This window comes from Nereida sp. NH-UV-3, assembly GCF_042939535.1.
Taxonomy (GTDB): domain Bacteria; phylum Pseudomonadota; class Alphaproteobacteria; order Rhodobacterales; family Rhodobacteraceae; genus Nereida; species Nereida ignava.
In genome coordinates this window covers 1977322-1997142 of record NZ_CP132157.1, presented here as the reverse complement: position 1 = coordinate 1997142, position 19821 = coordinate 1977322, and the positions used below count along the sequence as shown (strand labels likewise).

The window sequence follows — 19821 nt, the reverse complement described above, 5'->3', positions numbered from 1 at the left end:
TATCCAAAAAGAGGCGCTTATTCCGCCGCGATACTACTCACGCGGCGCGCATCAGATGAGGCAAGCGGGAACACTTTTGCAGGGTTCAAAAGCCACTTGGGGTCAAACACATCTTTGACTGACATCTGAATGTCCAGATCATCAGGGGCGTATTGATCGACCATCAAATCGCGCTTCTCAATGCCGACACCATGCTCACCCGTCAGGCACCCTCCCACTTCGACACACAAACGCAAAATATCTGCGCCCATCTGCTCGCACAGCTCCAAATCACCGTCTTTGTTCGCATTATAAAGGATCAGCGGGTGCATATTGCCGTCGCCTGCATGGAACACATTGCCAACCTGCAAGCCATATTGCTCTGACAACTCACCAATCCGACCAAGCACTTGGGGCAGCGCAGAAACAGGGATTGTTCCGTCAAGACACATGTAATCGCTAATCTGGCCAATCGCGCCAAACGCAGATTTTCTACCCAACCAAATCGCGGCACTTTCTTCGGCGCTTTTGCTTTGGCGCACTTCAATTGGATCGTGCTTGGCTGCGATCTTGGCAATCAGATCAAGCTGCATATCAATCTCGGCGTCAGACCCTTCGACCTCAATGATCAACAGCGCATTACAATCAGGGTAGCCAGCTTGGGCAAAATTTTCTGTTGTCTCGATGCAAAGCCGGTCCATAAATTCAATCGCCACGGGCAGAACGCCCGCCTTGATAATGTCTGCGACACAGGCGCCAGCGACTTCATTATCGTTAAAGGCCACCAACACCGGGCGCGCGCCTTCGGGTTTACGCAAAATCCGCAGGGTCGCTTCGGTGACAACACCAAGCTGACCTTCCGACCCACAAATAAGCCCAAGCAGATCAAGCCCTGCAGCATCCAGATGCGCACCTCCGATCTCGAGGATTTCACCCTCCATCGTGACCATCTTGACGCCCATCAAATTGTTGGTCGTCACACCATATTTCAGACAATGCGCACCGCCCGAGTTCATAGCGATGTTACCAGCAATCGCGCATGCAAGCTGGCTGGAGGGATCAGGTGCGTAAAAGAAATCGTTCTCTTCAACGGCCCCGGTCACACTCAAATTAGTTCGGCCAGATTGGACCCGCACGTAGCGGTCATCGTAGTTCGTCTCAAGAACTTCATTCATGCGCGACACCCCAAGGATCACACAATCCGCAGTGGGCAAAGCACCACCAGCAAGCGACGTGCCAGAGCCGCGCGGCACCACGGGGACGTTTTCTTCGTGGCAAATTTTCAAAACCGCCGCGACCTGTTCAGTTGTGCTTGGCAATACTGCGGCAAGCGGTGGGCACTTGTAAGCGGTGAGCGCATCGCATTCATACGCCTTCACCTCGCGCTCTTCATGGATCACCGCGTCCGAGGGCAAAACCTCGCTCAACCGACGCACAACAGCTGCTTTTTTAGACAACACAGCAGTATTCGGGACAGGCATTTCCATGATAAACGCTCCAGCTTGATACGATTGGTAAGAGAATATAACCAATTTCACGCTGAGGCAAGGATTCCCATCTTGCAAAACGCCGCAGCAAGGTTCACCCAAGGCGTATGGACTGGATCAAAATCATACATATTCTGTGCGTTATGGGCTGGATGACGTCCATCTTCGCCGTTCCCCGCGCGCTCATCTATTGGAAGCGCGACTTTGATAAACACGGTGTTAACGGTGATTTAGGCGATCTAACGTACCGACTGTATCGTTTTTCCGCAGGCCTTGCAGTGATCGCAATCTTCACTGGTATCTGGCTGGCAAGCCTTTGGGGCTTCCCGCAATGGGTTTGGTGGAAACTGGTTGTTGTGGCGTGCCTAGCTGCTCATTACGCTTACACCGGCAAGATGGTTTCAGCTGCCAAGCAAGGCCAATTCCCACGTTCTGACCGCTGGCTACGAGTTTTCAATGAAGTGAGCGTCTTCGGCGCAATTGGTGTTTTGTGGCTGGTCGTGGTCAAACCTTTCTAAGCCTTGCGGCTCTAGGCGCGCCGTCCTTCCCGCAACCAAGCTGCAACACTTAGCCCTGCCGCAAGAAGCAAAAACAGCCACGCAGGGACCAGCGACGTTAGGACCACGTCCGTCGTTTGATACACTCCTCGCGGTGTTAGACCGATCCATCCCCGACCGGATGCCGGCCGGCCCACACGCACGTCCCGCAAACGCGGCACACCATCGATTATAGGGACAATACCGCCCTGCGTTTTCTCCACGGCGGGGGCCAATGAGTCAGGGATGGCAATAGTATCAGCAAATTCTCGCGGCGCGGCGGGGCCAATCGCTTTCACAGCGTCAATTTTACCATCACTCAGGCGGTAAAGACCCATTTCATCCGCCTCAAGCACCGCCTCAAATTGCCCCGGTGCAACCTCGCTCAGGGTAATCGTTTGCTCCGCACCATCGGGCGTCGTTACAACTACATCGGACACGTCATCAGACAAAGTACGCCGAGTGATGACAAGCATATCCCCATCTTGTTCGGCGGTAAGCGTTTCTTCCTCAAGCTCGGGCTCTTTCATCATCCAGTGCGCAAGGCGTCGCAACAGTTCAAGCTGCGGACCACCACCTTCAAAACCACGATCCCACAGCCATGCCTGATCTGATGCAAGCTGCGCCACACGCCCCTCACCCGCGCGGTCCAGCACCAGAAGTGGCTGATCATCCACGCCTGTCATCACAACTTGTCCCCGCTCAGCCTCAACCTCTATTTGTCGGAACCAACGCCCCCAAGTAGGTGGCTGCTCGCCCTTATTTGCACCAGTTAACCCGCGGGTGACCGGATGCTTTGCGCCAAGCTCTGAAACCTTCGGTAAATATCCCTGTTCAATCACCCGCGCTGTGGGCCGCGCAGGCAAAACATCGGCCAGCGGAGAACGGTAAATAGAATCTGCCGAAGCAAAGTCAGGACCCGCTGCAATCAAAACCGCACCGCCCTGCTCAACGTAGGTGCGGATGCTATCGATATAGGCCGTGGGCAAAATGCCCCGCCGTTTGTATCGATCAAAGATAATCAAATCGAACTCATCGATCTTTTCCAAGAAAAGCTCGCGCGTCGGGAAAGCAATCAACGACAACTCGTCAATGGGCACGCCGTCTTGCTTTTCAAGGGGACGAAGGATTGTGAAGTGAACTAAATCCACGCTGCTGTCGGACTTCAAAAGGTTGCGCCAAGTCCGCTCGCCGGCGTGGGGTTCTCCGCTGACCAACAACACGCGCAAACGGTCCCGCACACCGTTGATCTGAACGACTGACGTGTTGTTGCGGGCTGTTAGCTCACCATCCAATTCCGGCGTTGAAAACTGCAGCACATTCATACCCCCGTGAGGCAGCGTCACCGGCAGTTGCAGGTCTTCACCCACTGGGACCTCAAAGCGACGGGGCGCGCCACCGTCAATCGAAATGTCCAAAACCGCCCTACCATTGGCCAACGTACTCGGGACAGCACCCACATCGTCCAAACGCAAACCCAGCAAAACCTCTTCGCCCAAAATCGCAAAAGCAGGGGCGTCTTGGACCGTCAGCTTCCTGTCCCAATCTTGGGCGCGTCCTGTCAAAAAGACATGAAACGGTGCCGGAAAATCTGGGGTGGCGGATAGATCATGAACCACACCATCTGTAATCGCCACAATTCCAGCAACACGTGCACGGGGCTCTTCGGCAAGGACTTGCGACAAGCTGCTCATCAATTTAGTGCCCTGATCATCGGCACTGTCTGGCACATCTATCACGCGTAAGTCCGTGTTTGGCCGCGCCTGCACAGCCGTCACAATTGCATCAAGTGCCTGCGTCGCTTGTGTGGAACGATCAGCAATATCTTGGCTGGCAGACTGATCAAGCGCGACGATCACAATGTCATTCAACGGCTCACGAGTTTCACGTTGCAGCGAAGGGTTGGTCAGTGCTGACAATACGCAAGCCGCAGCCAAGGCCCGCAACCAAACACCCGAAAGCCCGCGCCACAACGCGAACGCCAATAACAGGGCACAGATCGCACCCGCCAACAAAATGACGGGCAACGGTACCAACGGATTGATCAACACCTCATTCACCGCGTCACTGCCCCAACCGTTCAAGCAAGGCGGGAACATGCACTTGGTCCGCCTTATAATTGCCCGTCAAAACATACATGATCAGGTTCACCCCAAACCGGTAAGCAATCTCGCGTTGCCGCTCCCCTGCACGCCCACGACCGATTGGCGCCATAGGTCCACCAGACGGACTTACAGCCCACGCCGCCGCCCAGTCATTGCCGCCGATCACCACGGGGCTCACACCGTCATTGCGGTTTTGAGCGAATAAATCAGTACCGTCGCCAACATCACTGCGCGACACCTCCACCCACACATCACGACTGGTATGACGTCCGGGAAAGTCCTGCAGCAAATAAAACGACCGCGTTAGAACATGCCCGCGCGGAAGCGGCTCCAGCGCGGGAATATCAAGCGGTGCCGCAATCAACTGCAGGCGTTTTCCTTCGGGGCTGTTTGCACCGAACGAGGCTGTGCTGCCGTCCCGCGTGTCAAAAAGGATCATACCGCCAGTGCGCAAATAGTTGTTCAGCTTGGCGTAAGCATCCGCCGACGGCAGGGGCTGGTTCGCGGTAATTGGCCAGTAGAGAAACGGAAAAAACGCAAGCTCATCAGTTTCCAAATCAATGGATGTGGGCACCGTTGGCTCAACCGATGTGCGCCGAAAAAGCACATCCGAGAGCCCGCGCAGACCCGCAAGCGCCATTTCATCCACACGCGCATCACCCGTCAAAACATGAGTAAGCGAGACCTCTGCCGTCGCCTCAATCGCGCGGATATCATTGGGCTGCCCACCCTGCGCATAGGCCGGATCGATAAATAAAGTGGGCAAAAGAGCCCCGAGGAAAACTGCCGCGACGCTTGGTCCCAAAAGACGCCCCGCAAGCCAAAGGGATGCGATAATGTCGACTGACAGAAATGCCAAAGCGGCGCTCAAAAGCCAGCCTTTTAGCGGTTGTTCTGCGGGTAGGCTAAGCCCCTCAACCACGACACTGCTTGGCCAATCAGGCGCTGCAAGGCGCGCATCACTGCCTAACACATTAAGCGCCAGACTGCGCGCATCGCTGGCGTAAATCCCGGGACGCACTTGATCATTCACGCCACCATCAGTGAGGACTAATTCAACTTGCTCGCCGCTTAGGCCCGCTTGCGTGTTCACGGCTTCAAGCCGCCCATCCGCGCCGAGTTCTGCCGTTAACTGCCAAGTGGTTCCCTGCAAATCACCCGCCGCATCACCTTGTCCGCGTGCGCTGATTGAAAGCCGTTCCAGCATCTGCACAAACAAGCCAGATAACGGAAGGTTAGACCACTCGGCGTTTGCAGTGATGTGGAACAAGACAACCTGCCCCTGTCCAAGTGCCTTGCGTGTGACCAGCGGCGTACCATCGCTCAGTTCAGCCAGAACGCGCTGTGCCAAATCCGGATCAGGCTCTGCAACAAGCTGGCTGTTGATCGCAACATCCGCAGGAACATCGAGGCCATAAAACGGTGTATCAGCAGCAAATGGCGCGAGCGATTTCGGCTCGCCCCACGACATCGCACCGCCAACTGAACGCCCACCAGACCGCAAGCGTACGGGCATAAGGGGGTCTTGTGCGCCTCGCGCCACATCACTGGCCGCAAGGCGCGGCCCAGAAAATCGCAACAGCAGCCCGCCGCTTTCAACCCAATCCGTCAACCCCTGTGTCTCTGCTTGGGTTAAATTAGCCACATCAGCTAAAACAATCACATCAGGATTAGCCAACAACGCATCCGGCAATGCGCCTTGGATAAGGTCCGCAGTAGGACGCAGCGCACGTTCCAAATAATAAAGCTGAGACAGTAGTTGTGCGCCCTCACCGGCACTGCGCCCGTCAATCAGCGCAATTTCACGCCGCCGTAGCCCGTCATCAGAAAGGGTGACCGCACCAGCGGTTGCGATGCCTTCAATTTCAAAGCGGCTCACACGATTACGCAGCTCAGCCGGTAGGACTATCTCTGCCTGCGCGCTCATTTCTGAGGCCGCAAAAGAGAGAGGCACCTGCGTTAGGACGCGCGCAATGCCTGCAGGATCGCGACCAACCGCGTTTACGATTATGTCTTGTGCTGTGCCGGATCTGTTGCGCAGTGCTTCAACTATGACAACGCCATCTTGCAAAACCGCGGGCGTAAGGCCGAAAATCGGGGCGCTTTCCTCAAATATTGTGACCTTTGAATTGGCTTGAAGTGTTGCAAGTAAAGGCAAACGCCCCTCACGCGCCAAGCCGTCACTCATCCACAAAACTTGCGCACCGTCAGGCACATCCGTCACCCAATCGAGACCGCTTATGGCCGCCCAAGCTTGGGGACCAAGCCCCGCAAGACGGCTGCGCCAAACATCCGCCGCTGCAAACTCAAGACCAACCGCAGGGTCAGTTAAACGGACTACTGCAGCGCGCCGACCTTGGCGGGAAGCTGCCTCTAACGCACTGTCAATTCTGTCCAGTTGCGCTGGCCAATTTTGTGCGCTGGCCCAAGTGCCATCAATAACAATGACCAAAGGCCCCTTAGTATTTTGCGTATCCGCTGAAGGGTTCAAAACGGGGCCAGCAAAGCCGATAATTACCGCCACAACGGCCAACATTCGAAGCAACATCAGCCACCATGGCGTTTTGTCGGCCTCAACCTCTGTATCCTCAAGCCCAAGCAGGAGTGACACTGCAGGAAACCGGCGTTTGATTGGCGCAGGCGGCACGGCGCGCAGCAAAAACCATAGAACCGGCAGGACCAGCAAACCCAGCAACAACCATGGCGCACCGAATGCGATGTTGAACAGAGCCGGCATCTAAGTTCTGCCCAAGGCTTGATAAGCCCAAAGCAACGCCTGTTGCGGCGATTGATCCGTGTGGTGCGTGTGAAACTGCCAACCTGTCGCTCTTACCAATCCCGAAAGGGCCGCTTTGCGCGCGGCAAGTCGTTCCAGATAGCGGTCCCTCAGATCACCCGCGCGCTTGGTTTCGTGGCTTAGCGCACCGGTAATACTCTCAAAAATAGTGCGCCCCTTAAAGGGAAAAACTTCTTCTTGCGGGTCCAGCGTTTGGATCAAAACACCGCGCACCCCGCGCGAGGCAGCTTCCGAAACAGCGGCTTCAATCGCAGCAAGATCACCCAGAAAATCACTTATGAAAACGGCCGTTGAATGCGCTGCCAACTGATGCGCATCAGGCGCAGAAAAGTCCGCATCAATCTCGGCCTTCGACAGTGCCGCAGCAACACGCGTCAACTGCCCCATCCCGGCGCGCGGAACAGTGTCACCATCCATCAGCCCAATCCGTTCTCCGCCACGCAACATAATGACCGCCAAGGCAAGCCCCAAAAGCTGTGCACGTTCTGATTTGGTTGGATTACCTTTGCTTGCAAAGCGCATGGAGGCCGCAGGGTCGACCCACATTGAAACATTCTGCGCCGTTTGCCATTCCAACTCGCGGACAAATCGCATGTCGGGGGATTTTGCCGAACGTCGCCAGTCAATCATGCGCGGCTCATCTCCGGCGCGGTGGTGGCGATATTGCCAAAACTCTTCGCCCATGCCGGCCCTGCGCCGTCCATGCACGCCCATCATCACCGTTGAGGCCAGCTGCTCTGCTGCCACCTGCAACGCAGGCAGCTTGCTTGCCTCACTCTCGGCGCCTAGCCGTATGGAGAGAGCCGATGCCACCATTACGCAGCTTTTGATCCCGCACCCAAATCAGCAGCGACAGATGAGATCAGCGCCTCAAGATCTACGCCTTGCGCACGCGCCGCGAATGACAGCGCCATACGATGCTTAATTACCGGCACGGCCATAGCGGCCACGTCTTCAAGGGACGGCGCTAAGCGACCCTCAAGCAGTGCGCGCGCCCGAACGGTCAACATCAAGGCCTGTGCCGCACGCGGACCCGGCCCCCATGCAACGGCTTCGCGGACTTGTTCTGAGGCTGTGGCTTCGTCAGGTCGGCATGCACGCACTAAATCTAAAATCGCGTCAACCACAGCATCGCCCACAGGCATTCGGCGCACGAGCCGTTGGGCATCGCGTAACTCTGTGGCGTCAAAAACCTGCTCAGACACCGCATCTTCGGCGCCTGTTGTTGCCAACAGGATGTCACGTTCCGTGCTGCGATCCGGGTTTTTCACGTCAATTTGCACCAAAAAACGGTCCAGCTGGGCCTCTGGCAACGGGTATGTACCTTCCTGCTCAATAGGGTTTTGCGTGGCCAACACGTGGAACGGATCACCCAAAGCGCGCTGTTCACCAGCCACACTGACTTCACGTTCCTGCATGGCTTGCAGCAAGGCCGATTGAGTGCGCGGGCTGGCGCGGTTGATCTCGTCCGCCATCAAAAGCTGGCAAAAAATAGGGCCTTCGATGAATCGGAACGCGCGCTTTCCATCGACATCATCAAGAATTTCGGACCCAATAATGTCGGCGGGCATCAGATCAGGTGTAAATTGCACACGGCGCTGATCAAGCCCCATGACAGTACCGAGCGTATCAACAAGCCGCGTTTTGCCCAACCCCGGCAGACCAACCAACAGGCCATGGCCGCCAGATAATAGCGCCGCGAGACACAGCTCGACTACACGCTCTTGGCCGATAAACCGTTTGGTAATGCTCGTTTTGGCCGCCGCCAGTTTCACGCCCAGCGCATCTATTTGCGCCACCATTTCTGCTTCGGCCATGACAAATCCCCTTAACCGCATATATCGTTATCAAACCATGTAAAACGCAAAGGGCAAATGACAAAACAATGAGCGATCACATCAATGTGCCCCCGTCCGCAGAAGGCATCGCTGCATCCGCGCAAGCCGCACAAAAAGGCAAAGGTTTACCGCCGGTTCATCTGTGGAATCCGCCCTTTTGTGGCGATTTAGACATGGAAATCAAACGCGATGGCACATGGTTTTACCAAGGCACCCCCATCGGCAGGCAACCGCTCGTGCGATTGTTTTCAACGATTTTGAAACGCGAGGGCGACAAATACTTTTTGGTCACGCCAGTCGAAAAAGTAGGTCTTCGGGTGGTGGACGCGCCGTTTGTGGCAATTGATTTTGACGAAACGCAACGCGGGCTGACGTTTCACACGAACGTAGGTGATGTGGTCGTAGCTGGCCCAGATCACCCCATTCGCGTCAGTTATAGCGATGCAGGCGAACCCTCACCCTATATTTTGGTACGAAGCAATCTTGAGGCGTTGATTGATCGCAAGTCATTCTACCGGCTTGCTGATATCGGGCACCACCAAGACCACGACGGCGCAAAATGGTTTGGTGTCACCTCTCAGGGAAGTTTCTTTCCACTCATCCGCTCGGCTGATTTGGAGGCCTGAGCCGCGCTAGTGCGCCTCAGCCCAGTTTGCTCCGCGACCCGCATCAACAATCAACGGCACATCAAGGTGTACCGCTGGGTTGGCCGCGTTTTCCATCACCTCTTTGGCCACAGCCGTTAGTGCGTCAGCGGCGTCCGCATCTACTTCGAACAACAGCTCGTCATGTACCTGCAGAAGCATTTTGGCAGGCAAATCAGCAATGGCTTCCGGCATCCGGATCATCGCGCGACGAATGACATCCGCCGCAGTGCCCTGAATGGGGGCGTTGATGGCGGCTCGTTGCGCAAAGCCAGCCCGCGGACCTTTGGCGGCAATCTCTGGCGTGTTGATTTTACGTCCGAAAAGCGTCTCAACGTACAGGTGCTCTTTTGCAAAGGCTTTCGTCTCGGTCATGTAATCTTTGATGCCGGGGAACCGCTCAAAATACCGGTCAATAAAGCCCTGCGCCTCAGCACGCGGAATGCGCAGGTTGCGCGCAAGACCAAAGCCACTAATGCCGTAGATCACTCCGAAATTGATGGCCTTTGCCTGGCGGCGCACGTCAGGTGTCATCTCATCAAGGGGGACATCGAACATCTCGGATGCAGTTAGCGCGTGAATATCCAAACCGTCCTTAAATGCCTGCTTTAGCTCCGCAATATCAGCCATATGGGCCAATATCCGCAGCTCAATCTGACTGTAATCCAACGCCACAAGCACTTTACCTTCAGGGGCTACAAACGCCTCACGAATGCGGCGGCCCTCTTCAGAACGAATTGGAATGTTTTGCAAATTCGGATCTGTAGAGGCAAGGCGGCCAGTATTGGCACCAGCGATTGAATAGCTTGTGTGAACGCGGCCCGTATGTGGATTGATGTGATCTTGCAGCGCGTCTGTGTAGGTCGATTTCAGCTTGCTCAACTGCCGCCAATCCAAAACACGGGCCGGCAGGTCATGCTCTGTTGCAAGGTCCTCAAGCACTTCCGCACCCGTTGCATACGCACCAGTTTTGCCCTTCTTGCCACCCTCGATACCCATCTCATCAAATAGGATTTCCCCAAGTTGTTTAGGGGAGCCTACGTTAAAGCTACGTCCTGCCAGCTGGTGAATTTCGTCCTCAAGCCCTGCCATTTTCTGGGCAAAGGCGTTCGACATCCGGCTCAGAGTATCGCGGTCAACTTGCACACCTGTCCGCTCCATCTGGGCCAACACAGGCACCAAGGGACGCTCAAGCGTTTCATAGACTTTGGTGACTTGGCTGCGGTGCAACCGTGGCTTGAAGTACTGCCACAGGCGAAGCGTAATATCCGCATCCTCTGCCGCATAAGGCACCGCCTCCTCAACAGGGACGCGGTCAAAGGTGCGCGCTGATTTACCTGTGCCCAAAAGCGGCTTAATTGGGATTGGTGTATGGCTCAAATACCGATCCGACAGCGCATCCATACCGTGGTTATGCAAACCGGCGTTCATGGCGTAAGACATCAACATCGTGTCATCAATCGGGTGCACGGCGATGCCTTCATTAGCAAAAATCTTAGCATCGTATTTCATGTTCTGGCCGATTTTCAAGATGCTCGGGTCTTCAAGCATTGGCTTGAGCATATTCAAGCAAGTGGCAAAATCCATTTGCCCCTCGGCCAGCGTATCATCCCCAAACAAATCATCCGCATCGCCACCTTTATGGGTCAGCGGAATATAGCAGGCCTTGCCCGCATCCACGCATAAAGAAACGCCCACCAGATCGGCAATCATCTCGTTCAGGCCAGTTGTCTCCGTATCCACTGCCACATAGCCACGGGCATAAATACGGTCGATCCACAACTGAAGGGCCTCTGGGGTTTTCACCCATTCATAAGCGGCTGCATCAAAAGGCACCGCTTCGGCTTCGGGCGCATCTGCACTGGCCGCAGGCGTATCTTCAATGGTGGGAGCCTCTGCGCCCAAAGTATCAGCAATGCGCCGCGTCAGGGTGCGGAACTCCATCTCAGCCAAGAAGGCCAGAAGCTGTTCCGGATCAGGGTCGCGAACTTCCAAATCATCAAGGCCATAATCCAACGGCGTCTGATCATCGAGGGTCACAAGGCGTTTTGACAGCTCAATTTGTTCGCGGTGATTAATCAGCGTTTCACGGCGTTTGGGCTGTTTAATCTCAGACGCGCGGTCCAGCAACGTTTCAAGATCGCCATACTCATTGATCAACAACGCAGCAGTTTTCACGCCAATACCCGGCGCGCCCGGCACGTTATCAACGCTATCGCCCGCAAGCGCCTGCACATCCACAACACGCTCCGGGCCAACACCAAACTTTGCCTCAACCCCTTCGCTATCAATCAGATTGTTTTTCATGGCGTCGAACATCTCAACACCGCCACCGACAAGCTGCATCAGATCTTTATCGCTTGAAATGATCGTGCAGCGCCCACCCGCTTCACGCGCCATGCGCGCAAGCGTTGCGATGATATCATCCGCCTCATAGCCAGCCTGCTCTTTGCACGCGATGTTAAACGCTTCGGTCGCTTTGCGGGTTAGTGGAATTTGTGGACGTAGGTCCTCGGGCATCGCATCGCGATTGGCCTTGTAAAGATCATACATATCGTTGCGGAACGTATGACTGCCCTTGTCAAAGATGACGGCCAAATGGGTTACATCACTGCCCGTGTTGCCCTCAACGTACCGCTGCAACATGTTGCAAAAGCCCGATACTGCACCAATCGGCAGCCCGTCTGACTTGCGGGTCAGCGGTGGCAACGCGTGATAGGCACGGAAGATAAATGCGGATCCGTCGATAAGGTGCAGATGGCAGCCGGGTCCAAAAGTCATAGGGGTCGCTCCAGATTAAGTAAGCGCCACCAAAAGATCACAGCGCCGCAGCGGTGGTTTACGCTTTGTCTTGGTGATCCTGATGGATCATTTTGCAGTCACAGTAGGGGCATTCAACCCAACCGTGCTCTTGCGGGATTTGCAGCCAAACGCGAGGGTGGCCAAGCGCGCCCTCACCGCCATCACAGGCCACGCGGTATTGCTCGACGATACGTGTTTCAGGGGCTTGTGTTGCCATGATGCAATGTCCTTGGTTGTCGCGGGGCGTCGCCCGCTCTAAGTCTGACCCTAAGATATACATGACACGCGCAGGGGCAAGACCGACATGGACCAATCCGCCATAGAAATCACCGGACTGCGCAAGACCTATGCCAGCGGGCATGAGGCCTTGAAAGGCATCGACCTAACCATCCCTAAGGGCTCCATCTTTGGGCTTTTGGGGCCAAACGGTGCTGGCAAGTCGACTCTCATCAATATTCTAGCGGGCTTGGTGCTTAAATCATCAGGTAACGTAAAGATTTGGGGGTTTGATCAAGACATCAACCCAAGGCAATCGCGCGCCAGCATTGGTGTGATGCCCCAAGAGCTTAACCTCGATCCATTCTTTACACCTCGCGGCGCAATGGAAATGCAGGCAGGGCTTTACGGCGTCCCAAAGGCCGAGCGGCGCACGGATCAGATCCTTGATATCATCGGCCTTGCAGACAAAGGCGATGCCTACGCGCGTTCGCTTTCTGGTGGCATGCGCCGACGGCTGTTGCTTGGTAAAGCATTGGTTCACGCGCCCAACGTGCTGGTTCTGGACGAGCCAACAGCAGGCGTTGATATTGAGCTGCGTAATATGCTTTGGGAGAATGTGCGTAAGCTGAATGAACAGGGCATGACGATTATCCTGACTACGCACTACCTCGAAGAAGCTGAAGAAATGTGTGACGAAATCGCCATCATCAACCACGGCGAGAAAGTTGCGCAGGACACCACGCAAAACCTATTGGGACGGGTCGATGCAAAAACGCTTTTGATTACACCGTCTGAGGGTGATCCAAGTACGATTGATCTGCCACAGGGCGTAGAGATGAGCGTACGCGACGGCGGCCAGATCGCGTTCAGTTACAACCGCAAAATCACACCAGCCGATGCAGTCCTTGATGCGGTGCGCGCGGCGGGCGTCAAAATCGCAGACGTGCGCACCGAAGAAGCGGACTTAGAAGAAGTGTTTTTGGCCCTCACCAAAAGCGCTTAGGCCTGCGGCAAAAGCCCGCCAAGCCCGCGCCCTGCCACCACATGAACGTGCATGTGCGGGACTTCTTGATTGCCGTCCTGTCCAGCGTTTGAAACCAAACGATAGCCAGAACCAGCAGAGCCCGGGCACACACCCAATGCATTGCACACATCAGCAACTGCGCGTGTGAAATCAACAATTTCAGCATCTGACGCCTCAGAAGCAAAGTGATCGTAAGTCACATAAGCCCCTTTGGGGATAATCAGCACGTGCTCGGGGGCTTGGGGCGCAACATCCCGAAACGCCAAGGTATGTTCGGTCTCATGGACAGTTGTGTTCGGGATTTCTCCGCGCAAAATCTTGGCGAAGATATTTTGATCGTCATACACATAAGCCATCGGTGCACCTCATTGTTTGCCAGTCTAAGCCGCGACCTAATCAACGAACAAATGTTCAGTTTCGGCAATTTTCGCAGCGTCAGCCATAGGTATACCTAAGAACGCTGCAAGCGCATCCGCATTTTTCTGCGTTGAATGATCTTGGGCAAACTTGAAGTGATTGGGATAGCCGCGGTCGTTGATCTGTTCGCTTTCAAACGTCACATCATAGCGGATCGTCGGCAACAAAGTTTTCATTGTGTCATCAGACGTATCCGCACCCGCAAGCCCTACGCGCTGCGCATGACCACGCAGATAATCGTCACTAAATTCACACTCCAACTCAAGCAGCTTTGTGGTGCTTCGATCGGCATAAAAGTCGTCCAGTAACTCAATGCTCGCAGGATCAAGGCAGACAACCAGACGTTCTGTCTCGTGATGCTCAAACAGCATGCGCATCAACGCACGGCGGTGACGCATCCGCTTATCCAGCGTTTTCTGGATGCCGCCTAAATCAGGCAACGCGACATCGTTTTCGTTAAACAAATAGGCAATCGTAGGCACATCTGTCTCTGCAGCGATGCGTTTTAGTAACCTCTTGGCCACATGCCATTTCTTGCACGCGATAATCATCAACTCTCGGTTTCGACCCAAACTACTTTCAGTCTCCCAAAAGCGCGGAGCAAAACGTCGACCGATCCGGCCACGCTTGGACAGAAACTGAAACAAATTGCGCCCCTCATCCGAGACGTGAAATTCAGCGCTGTTATCAACGTAAAGCGCGCCCAGTCGGGCCTTCAACTCAGTGGCATCAGGGCTAATTTTACGGGCAAACAGAAAATCTTGGCGAAGCAACAACTCGTAATGATCATTGTAGAATGTCATCGGCATGCCGTAGTCCGTGAACAGCAAAAACGTCAAAGGACGGCATTCAATCTCTCGGTCGGGGACCACATGGCGCACGATGGTTTGGAAAAATGTCTCGTCCGGTATCCATGTCGTTTTGAAAAAGCGCATCACATCGCGCCGCTCACGGGTGAAATCCAAAACCCACTCAACGGTTCTGCGGCGCAAACACCACCATTGTGAACCGATCTGGACTTGCAAATCATCCGGCACTGAGCGCGCTAACCCAAGAGCACGCTGCGCCGCAAAACACTTATAAAACAGCCATTTTTGCTGTCGTTCGTTAAAGAAATGCCGGTAGATCAGGCGCTCTTCTTTCCAGCCTGTTTTAATCCAGTCGCTCTCAAAATAATCAAACGACTCAATGTAATCTTTGTCGTCTGCATCCAGAAAGTCATGAGCGTACCGCGCGGATTTGATCGACATACAATCACCCGAAACCATGTAAAAATGGCTCGCACGCGGAAATGCTTCAACTGCCGCCTCAAGCGCATAAAGCGTGGCCTGCACCAAAGACCACTCACCCCAACCGCACTTAATGCGGCGCTTAGAAAACGTAACATTTGGGTTGTCCTCAAGCGCCTCTTTGATCGCGTGGAAATCCGCTTTGGCCGCACGCGCATCGAAATGGATCGCAATAAAATCGCCCGCTGCCGTCAACTGCTGCGCCTGTGCGATAACGCCTGCAGGGTCTTTATGACATAAAAGGATGAACGCGATTTTAGCCATTTTGGAACCAGTAACTTAAATTCTTATACCATTATCCGGCCTAGATACCCCAAAGAGCCTGCGAATATACACAGTTTGTTTGCATTTTCGGCCTTATCATGCCCAAACAGGTGTAGAACCTGTCGATTAATAGAATGTTGAGTGAGTGACGAAATGGGTTTTCCAGGGACGTGGATGACAGAGAGCGAAAGCGTGATGTACCGTGTGGTGCCCAAATGCGCATGCTCATCGATCGGTCAAATCATGTACTACTCCGATCACGGTGTATTTTTTGACGGCGACATCCACGACAGCAAAGACAAGCTGCATAAGTGGGCCCAAGAAGACAGCCAGCCCCTGATTGAGGCGAATGCAAAGGCCCACAAAAGCTACGCGTTTACGTGCGTGCGCAATCCCTACACCCGCATATTATCCTCGTTTTTCGATAAAATCTGCGGGATACAGCGGAACGGTAAGCGATACCGCGGCAACCTTGTTCCGCTCTTGATCCAAAAATACGGCATTGAAGTGGGCTCGCCGGAAGACGGGTTTGAGTTTGATCAGATCAAGTCGTTTCGCCGCTTTTTGCTTTTTGCCCGCGACACCATCCGCTGGAAACGCCCGATGGATCCTGACATCCACTGGTCCGCGATGTCCGGGCATGTGTCGACCTTCATCATGAACGGCGGCACCTACGACAACATCTTTTTTACTGAGAAATTTAACGACGGCATGCAGTCAGTCCTCGATGCGATCGAAACGCCTCATAGGGTTGATCTTAATACCATCCCCCGCTTCAACGAGTCTGAAGGGCATGGCCCAAAACGCCTTCATCCGGTTGAAGACTACTTTGACGATATATCCATGCATCTGATGTTTGAAATCTACAAACGTGACTTCAAGCTGTTCAAATATGATTTCGAAAACCCCGCCAACAAAATGCCACTAGGGAATGTAGATTTGGCAGAAGTACACGCCAAATTGGGCGAGTAAGGCCGCCTAAAGGCTTGGTAGCACGCCGCCCAACTCATCTTCGATATGGGTCTGGATAATCTGATCAAAACTAGCTTCGGCAACAAAGCCGTGCGCCAGCGCCCGCTGTGGGTCAAACGCTTTAGGCCAGGTTGACACAATAGCATCCACAGCCGCGTCCGCTTCAAAACGCACTAGTGCCCGTGCCTTTGGACCCGCGACCCGTTCCAGCGCGTCTAACATTTCACCTACCGACGCACTTACACCCGGCAGACAAAGCGCCCGTCTTGGCCCAAGAGCAGCCGTATCAATTTCAGCGCCATGCGCCAAAAAGCCGACAGCGGCGCGGGGGCTAGCAAACCAATGGCGCAAACTCTCGGCCACAGGCAAGATCGCCTCCTGCCCCGCCAAAGGTTCGCGCAGAATGCTCGAGTAAAATCCAGATGCTGCCTTATTTGGGGCACCGGGCCGAATGCAAATCGTGGGCAACCGCAGGCTCACGCCATCAATAAAACCTTTGCGCGTGTAATCATTCACCAGCATTTCGCCCAATGATTTCTGCGCACCGTAGCTCGACAGTGGAAGCGTCGCAGTGTCGTCCAAGATAACATCAGGCAAAGGCGCGCCGTAGATCGCCAAAGACGACGCAAATACCACGCGCGGACAATACGCTTGCTGACCACGGATCGCCTCAAGTACGTTCTGTGTGCCGCCAAGATTGATCGCGTAGCCTTTGTCAAAATTGGCCTCAGCTTCACCAGAGACAATTGCCGCCAGATGAAAAATCACATCGGGGCGCTCGTTAATCAACGCACCAACTTGGACAGCATCCGTAATGTTCACCTCGACGCACCGCGCGCCGTCTTGGGAGGGCGCAATCACATCCGCAAGGACAAGTTCAGAAATGTCATGGCCCTGAATACGCCCAACACGTTGCAGATGAAGCGCCAGCTTGCGCCCCAACATACCCGCCGCCCCAAGAATGAGAACTTTCATGATTTAGATCAGCCCGTTTTGCTTAAATAGCGCCTGCAGATCGGCCTCAGGGCGCGCGCCCATGTGGCTGATGATTTCCGCAGCACAAACGTTACCCATTTTCCCACAGGTCTCAAGATCGGCGCCCGTCGCAAGCCCGTACAAAAAGCCCGCTGCAAAAAGATCACCCGCGCCAGTCGCATCCACGGGCACCACCTCTTGCACGCCCACATGAACACGCGTCTGACCTTGCACAATCGTCACGCCATCACCCGACTGGGTACAAACGACCAGAGGGCAAATATCGGCTGCTTTCCCAAGAGCCGCATCAAGATCAGCAGTCTGAAACAATGACAGCAATTCTGCACGGTTGCCGATGAAGTAATCCAACTCGTCCTTAATCAGCCCCAGAAAGTCATCGCGGTGACGTTCAACACAAAACGGATCAGAAATTGCGATGCCCGCCTTACCGCCAGCAGCCCGACAGGCACGCGCCGTTTTCAAAAACGCTTCTTTTCCTTTGTCTTTGTCGAAAAGGTAGCCTTCCAAAAACACAATCTCGGCCTGATCCGCCACACCATCCGCAAGATCATCAGGCCCCAGTTCTGCAGACACACCGAGGTAGGTATTCATCGAGCGTTCACCGTCGGGGCTCACAAAAATCATTGACCGCGACGTAGGCGCCTCTGCTCCGGCGACGGGCGCGTTTACAAAATCTGTACCACCCTGCTCCATCGCATCTGCGTAAAACGCCCCAAGAGCATCATCAGCGACCCGCCCCACAAAGCCCGTCTTCAACCCAAGGTTCCCCAACCCCGCCAGCGTATTAGCGACCGAACCGCCCGGTGCCTGAACACGGTTGTCCATCGCGCCGTAAAGTGTCTCAGCGCGCTCACGCTCGACCAGCTGCATAATGCCTTTTTCGATGCCCATATGCGCCAAAAACTGATCATCTGATTGGGTCAACACATCAACAATGGCATTACCAATGCCGACAACTTTGTACGTTTTCATAAATTCTTGTCCTCAAAGGTGCACAGGTCACGGATCAAACACGTGCTGCACATTGGTTTTCGCGCTTTGCATACGTATCGGCCATGTAAAATCAGCCAGTGATGCGCGTGATGTTGAAAGTCAGCCGGCACGTGATCTTCGATTGCGCGCTCAATCGCAACCACATCTTTGCCAACAGCAATGCCCGTGCGGTTCCCAATGCGCAAAATATGGGTGTCTACAGCCTGCGTCGGCATCCCCCACCACATATTCAGCACGACATTAGCCGTTTTGCGCCCCACACCGGGCAGGGCCTCAAGAGCAGCGCGCGAGTTAGGCACGACACCGCCATGCTCTTCGACCAGAATACGGCTCAACTTAATGACGTTCTTGGCCTTGTTGCGATAGAGCCCAATCGTTTTGATGTGCTCAATCACAGCTTCTTCACCCAAAGCCAGCATCTTTTCAGGGGTGTCAGCTATCTTGAACAGCTCACGCGTCGCGCGGTTCACGCCCACATCGGTTGACTGCGCAGAAAGCGCCACAGCCACTACCAGCGTGTAGGCATTGACGTGATCCAACTCACCCTTGGGTTCGGGGTCGGCTGCATGAAAACGCGTAAATATCTCGCGCATGGTGTGATAATCGAGCTGCTTTACCATGACAAAACCTATGCCCGCTGCAAGCAAAAGCGGCAAGGTTTTTCGCCCGCTCCGCCGCCTACATGCGGCCACCCAATTAAAATTGTCGCAAAACACCGTGAAAGCATGCGCGCGTGTTTACGCACTGTTAGCCGCTTGGCGGGTAATCACGAAGGGACATCTAACACCAAACGGGAGAAGCGATCCGTGCTATCAGGACTTGGGCCAGGCTCATATGTAATGACCTCACAAGGGGAGTTACCCGTTGAATGGCTTGCGGTGGGCGATCAACTGGTGACGCGCGATCACGGCCTGCAGCCTTTGCGTCACATTGAGCGTACCCGTGGCACTGAGGAAAACCCGCTGCCCGATCCGCTTGTCCTCCCCCTGCCCGAGGAGGGCATCTCACGGCAAAGCGACCCGCTTTATATGGCTCCGCTGCAAATGGTGATGATGCAACATCCCCTGATCGAAATTCACTTCGCCGTTCAAGAAGCCGTTTGCCCCATCATCGCACTGTCACGCCGAAAAATATCCCGCTACGTTAGCGCGCGACCCTTGGTTTATCACACTCTCGTTTTGCCTATGCATGCGTTGATCATGGTAAACGGGTTATGGATTGAAAGCTGTGGCTATGTGCAAAGCCAACGGATTAGAATTCCCGCAAGCACCAAAACCGATGTTTTAGACCCAACCCACAAAGCACCACGCCGCGTCCTAACAGCATGGGAAGCTAAGCTGATGCGCAGGCTGATCCCACAAAACCTCAATATTCGCGATATCATCTGTGCGGCCTAAAACCCGCAAGAACTGGGTCGCAAACCTTAGCGCATCTGCGTTACGCTGCATTAGGGCTTAGC

17 protein-coding genes are annotated in these 19821 nt (G+C 54.5%); 5 read left to right on the top strand and 12 right to left on the bottom strand.

All coding sequences use genetic code 11. From position 1 onward, the window contains the following. Nucleotides 1–17: 17 nt before the first annotated feature. Nucleotides 18–1466, bottom strand: a complete 1449-nt coding sequence (locus NeNHUV3_RS09860; RefSeq protein WP_391481154.1) for an FAD-linked oxidase C-terminal domain-containing protein — start codon at nucleotides 1464–1466, stop codon at nucleotides 18–20. 107 nt (nucleotides 1467–1573) lie between these two features. Here NeNHUV3_RS09860 and NeNHUV3_RS09855 point away from each other — a divergent pair, with 107 nt between their 5' ends. Next, complete coding sequence (locus NeNHUV3_RS09855) at nucleotides 1574–1984, top strand: CopD family protein (protein ID WP_341245775.1); 411 nt, start codon at nucleotides 1574–1576, stop codon at nucleotides 1982–1984. Between the two features lie 11 nt (nucleotides 1985–1995). On the opposite strand, the gene NeNHUV3_RS09850 is transcribed toward NeNHUV3_RS09855, so the two are convergent. Genes NeNHUV3_RS09850 through NeNHUV3_RS09835 form a run of 4 tightly spaced genes read right to left on the bottom strand, consistent with a single transcriptional unit; the run spans nucleotide 1996 to nucleotide 8721 of the window. Next, nucleotides 1996–4101, bottom strand: a complete 2106-nt coding sequence (locus NeNHUV3_RS09850; RefSeq protein ID WP_391481152.1) for a hypothetical protein — start codon at nucleotides 4099–4101, stop codon at nucleotides 1996–1998. After that, nucleotides 4067–6844: a DUF4159 domain-containing protein gene (locus tag NeNHUV3_RS09845; protein ID WP_391481151.1), complete on the bottom strand. Its 2778-nt coding sequence runs from the start codon at nucleotides 6842–6844 to the stop codon at nucleotides 4067–4069. Before NeNHUV3_RS09845 ends, NeNHUV3_RS09850 begins: the two co-directional genes overlap by 35 nt. Further along, complete coding sequence (locus NeNHUV3_RS09840) at nucleotides 6845–7717, bottom strand: DUF58 domain-containing protein (RefSeq protein ID WP_391483233.1); 873 nt, start codon at nucleotides 7715–7717, stop codon at nucleotides 6845–6847. Between the two features lie 2 nt (nucleotides 7718–7719). After that, entirely contained in the window at nucleotides 7720–8721 is a 1002-nt protein-coding gene (locus NeNHUV3_RS09835) for an AAA family ATPase (protein WP_391481149.1), read from the bottom strand. A 68-nt stretch (nucleotides 8722–8789) separates the two neighbouring features. Between NeNHUV3_RS09835 and NeNHUV3_RS09830 the strand changes: the two genes are divergently transcribed. Continuing rightward, a complete protein-coding gene (locus NeNHUV3_RS09830; protein WP_391481148.1) occupies nucleotides 8790–9368 on the top strand; it encodes a DUF1285 domain-containing protein in 579 nt (192 codons plus the stop codon). 6 nt (nucleotides 9369–9374) lie between these two features. Here the strand turns inward: NeNHUV3_RS09830 and polA are convergent, their stop codons facing one another. Together polA and NeNHUV3_RS09820 are read right to left on the bottom strand one after the other, a co-directional pair. Beyond that, entirely contained in the window at nucleotides 9375–12167 is a 2793-nt protein-coding gene (gene polA, locus NeNHUV3_RS09825; RefSeq protein WP_391481146.1) for a DNA polymerase I, read from the bottom strand. Nucleotides 12168–12225: 58 nt separating this feature from the next. After that, nucleotides 12226–12405, bottom strand: coding sequence for a zinc-finger domain-containing protein (locus NeNHUV3_RS09820; protein ID WP_048599195.1), 180 nt, complete (start codon nucleotides 12403–12405; stop codon nucleotides 12226–12228). 87 nt (nucleotides 12406–12492) lie between these two features. Between NeNHUV3_RS09820 and NeNHUV3_RS09815 the strand changes: the two genes are divergently transcribed. After that, nucleotides 12493–13410 (top strand): ABC transporter ATP-binding protein, encoded by a 918-nt coding sequence (locus NeNHUV3_RS09815; protein WP_391481145.1) that lies wholly within the window; start codon nucleotides 12493–12495, stop codon nucleotides 13408–13410. Here NeNHUV3_RS09815 and NeNHUV3_RS09810 read toward each other — a convergent pair. Beyond that, nucleotides 13407–13787 carry an HIT domain-containing protein gene (locus tag NeNHUV3_RS09810; protein ID WP_048599193.1) on the bottom strand — a complete coding sequence of 127 codons (381 nt, stop codon included), beginning with the start codon at nucleotides 13785–13787 and terminating at the stop codon, nucleotides 13407–13409. The two genes, NeNHUV3_RS09815 and NeNHUV3_RS09810, sit on opposite strands and share 4 nt — an antisense overlap. A 36-nt stretch (nucleotides 13788–13823) precedes the next feature. Further along, on the bottom strand, nucleotides 13824–15401 hold the full coding sequence (locus NeNHUV3_RS09805; protein ID WP_391481142.1) for a DUF5928 domain-containing protein: 1578 nt from the start codon (nucleotides 15399–15401) through the stop codon (nucleotides 13824–13826). Between the two features lie 153 nt (nucleotides 15402–15554). Between NeNHUV3_RS09805 and NeNHUV3_RS09800 the strand changes: the two genes are divergently transcribed. Next, on the top strand, nucleotides 15555–16373 hold the full coding sequence (locus tag NeNHUV3_RS09800) for a sulfotransferase family protein (protein WP_391483231.1): 819 nt from the start codon (nucleotides 15555–15557) through the stop codon (nucleotides 16371–16373). A gap of 6 nt (nucleotides 16374–16379) precedes the next feature. Here the strand turns inward: NeNHUV3_RS09800 and denD are convergent, their stop codons facing one another. From denD to nth, 3 genes are read right to left on the bottom strand one after another with little or no spacing between them, the layout of a single operon-like run. Then, nucleotides 16380–17348: a D-erythronate dehydrogenase gene (gene denD, locus NeNHUV3_RS09795; RefSeq protein ID WP_391481141.1), complete on the bottom strand. Its 969-nt coding sequence runs from the start codon at nucleotides 17346–17348 to the stop codon at nucleotides 16380–16382. 3 nt (nucleotides 17349–17351) lie between these two features. Beyond that, nucleotides 17352–18341, bottom strand: coding sequence for an adenosine kinase (locus NeNHUV3_RS09790; RefSeq protein ID WP_391481140.1), 990 nt, complete (start codon nucleotides 18339–18341; stop codon nucleotides 17352–17354). Next, nucleotides 18338–18982, bottom strand: a complete 645-nt coding sequence (nth, locus tag NeNHUV3_RS09785; RefSeq protein WP_334066360.1) for an endonuclease III — start codon at nucleotides 18980–18982, stop codon at nucleotides 18338–18340. The genes NeNHUV3_RS09790 and nth overlap by 4 nt, the downstream gene beginning before the upstream one ends. Here nth and NeNHUV3_RS09780 point away from each other — a divergent pair. Then, nucleotides 18929–19759 (top strand): Hint domain-containing protein, encoded by an 831-nt coding sequence (locus NeNHUV3_RS09780; RefSeq protein ID WP_391481138.1) that lies wholly within the window; start codon nucleotides 18929–18931, stop codon nucleotides 19757–19759. The two genes, nth and NeNHUV3_RS09780, sit on opposite strands and share 54 nt — an antisense overlap. Nucleotides 19760–19821: the final 62 nt, after the last annotated feature.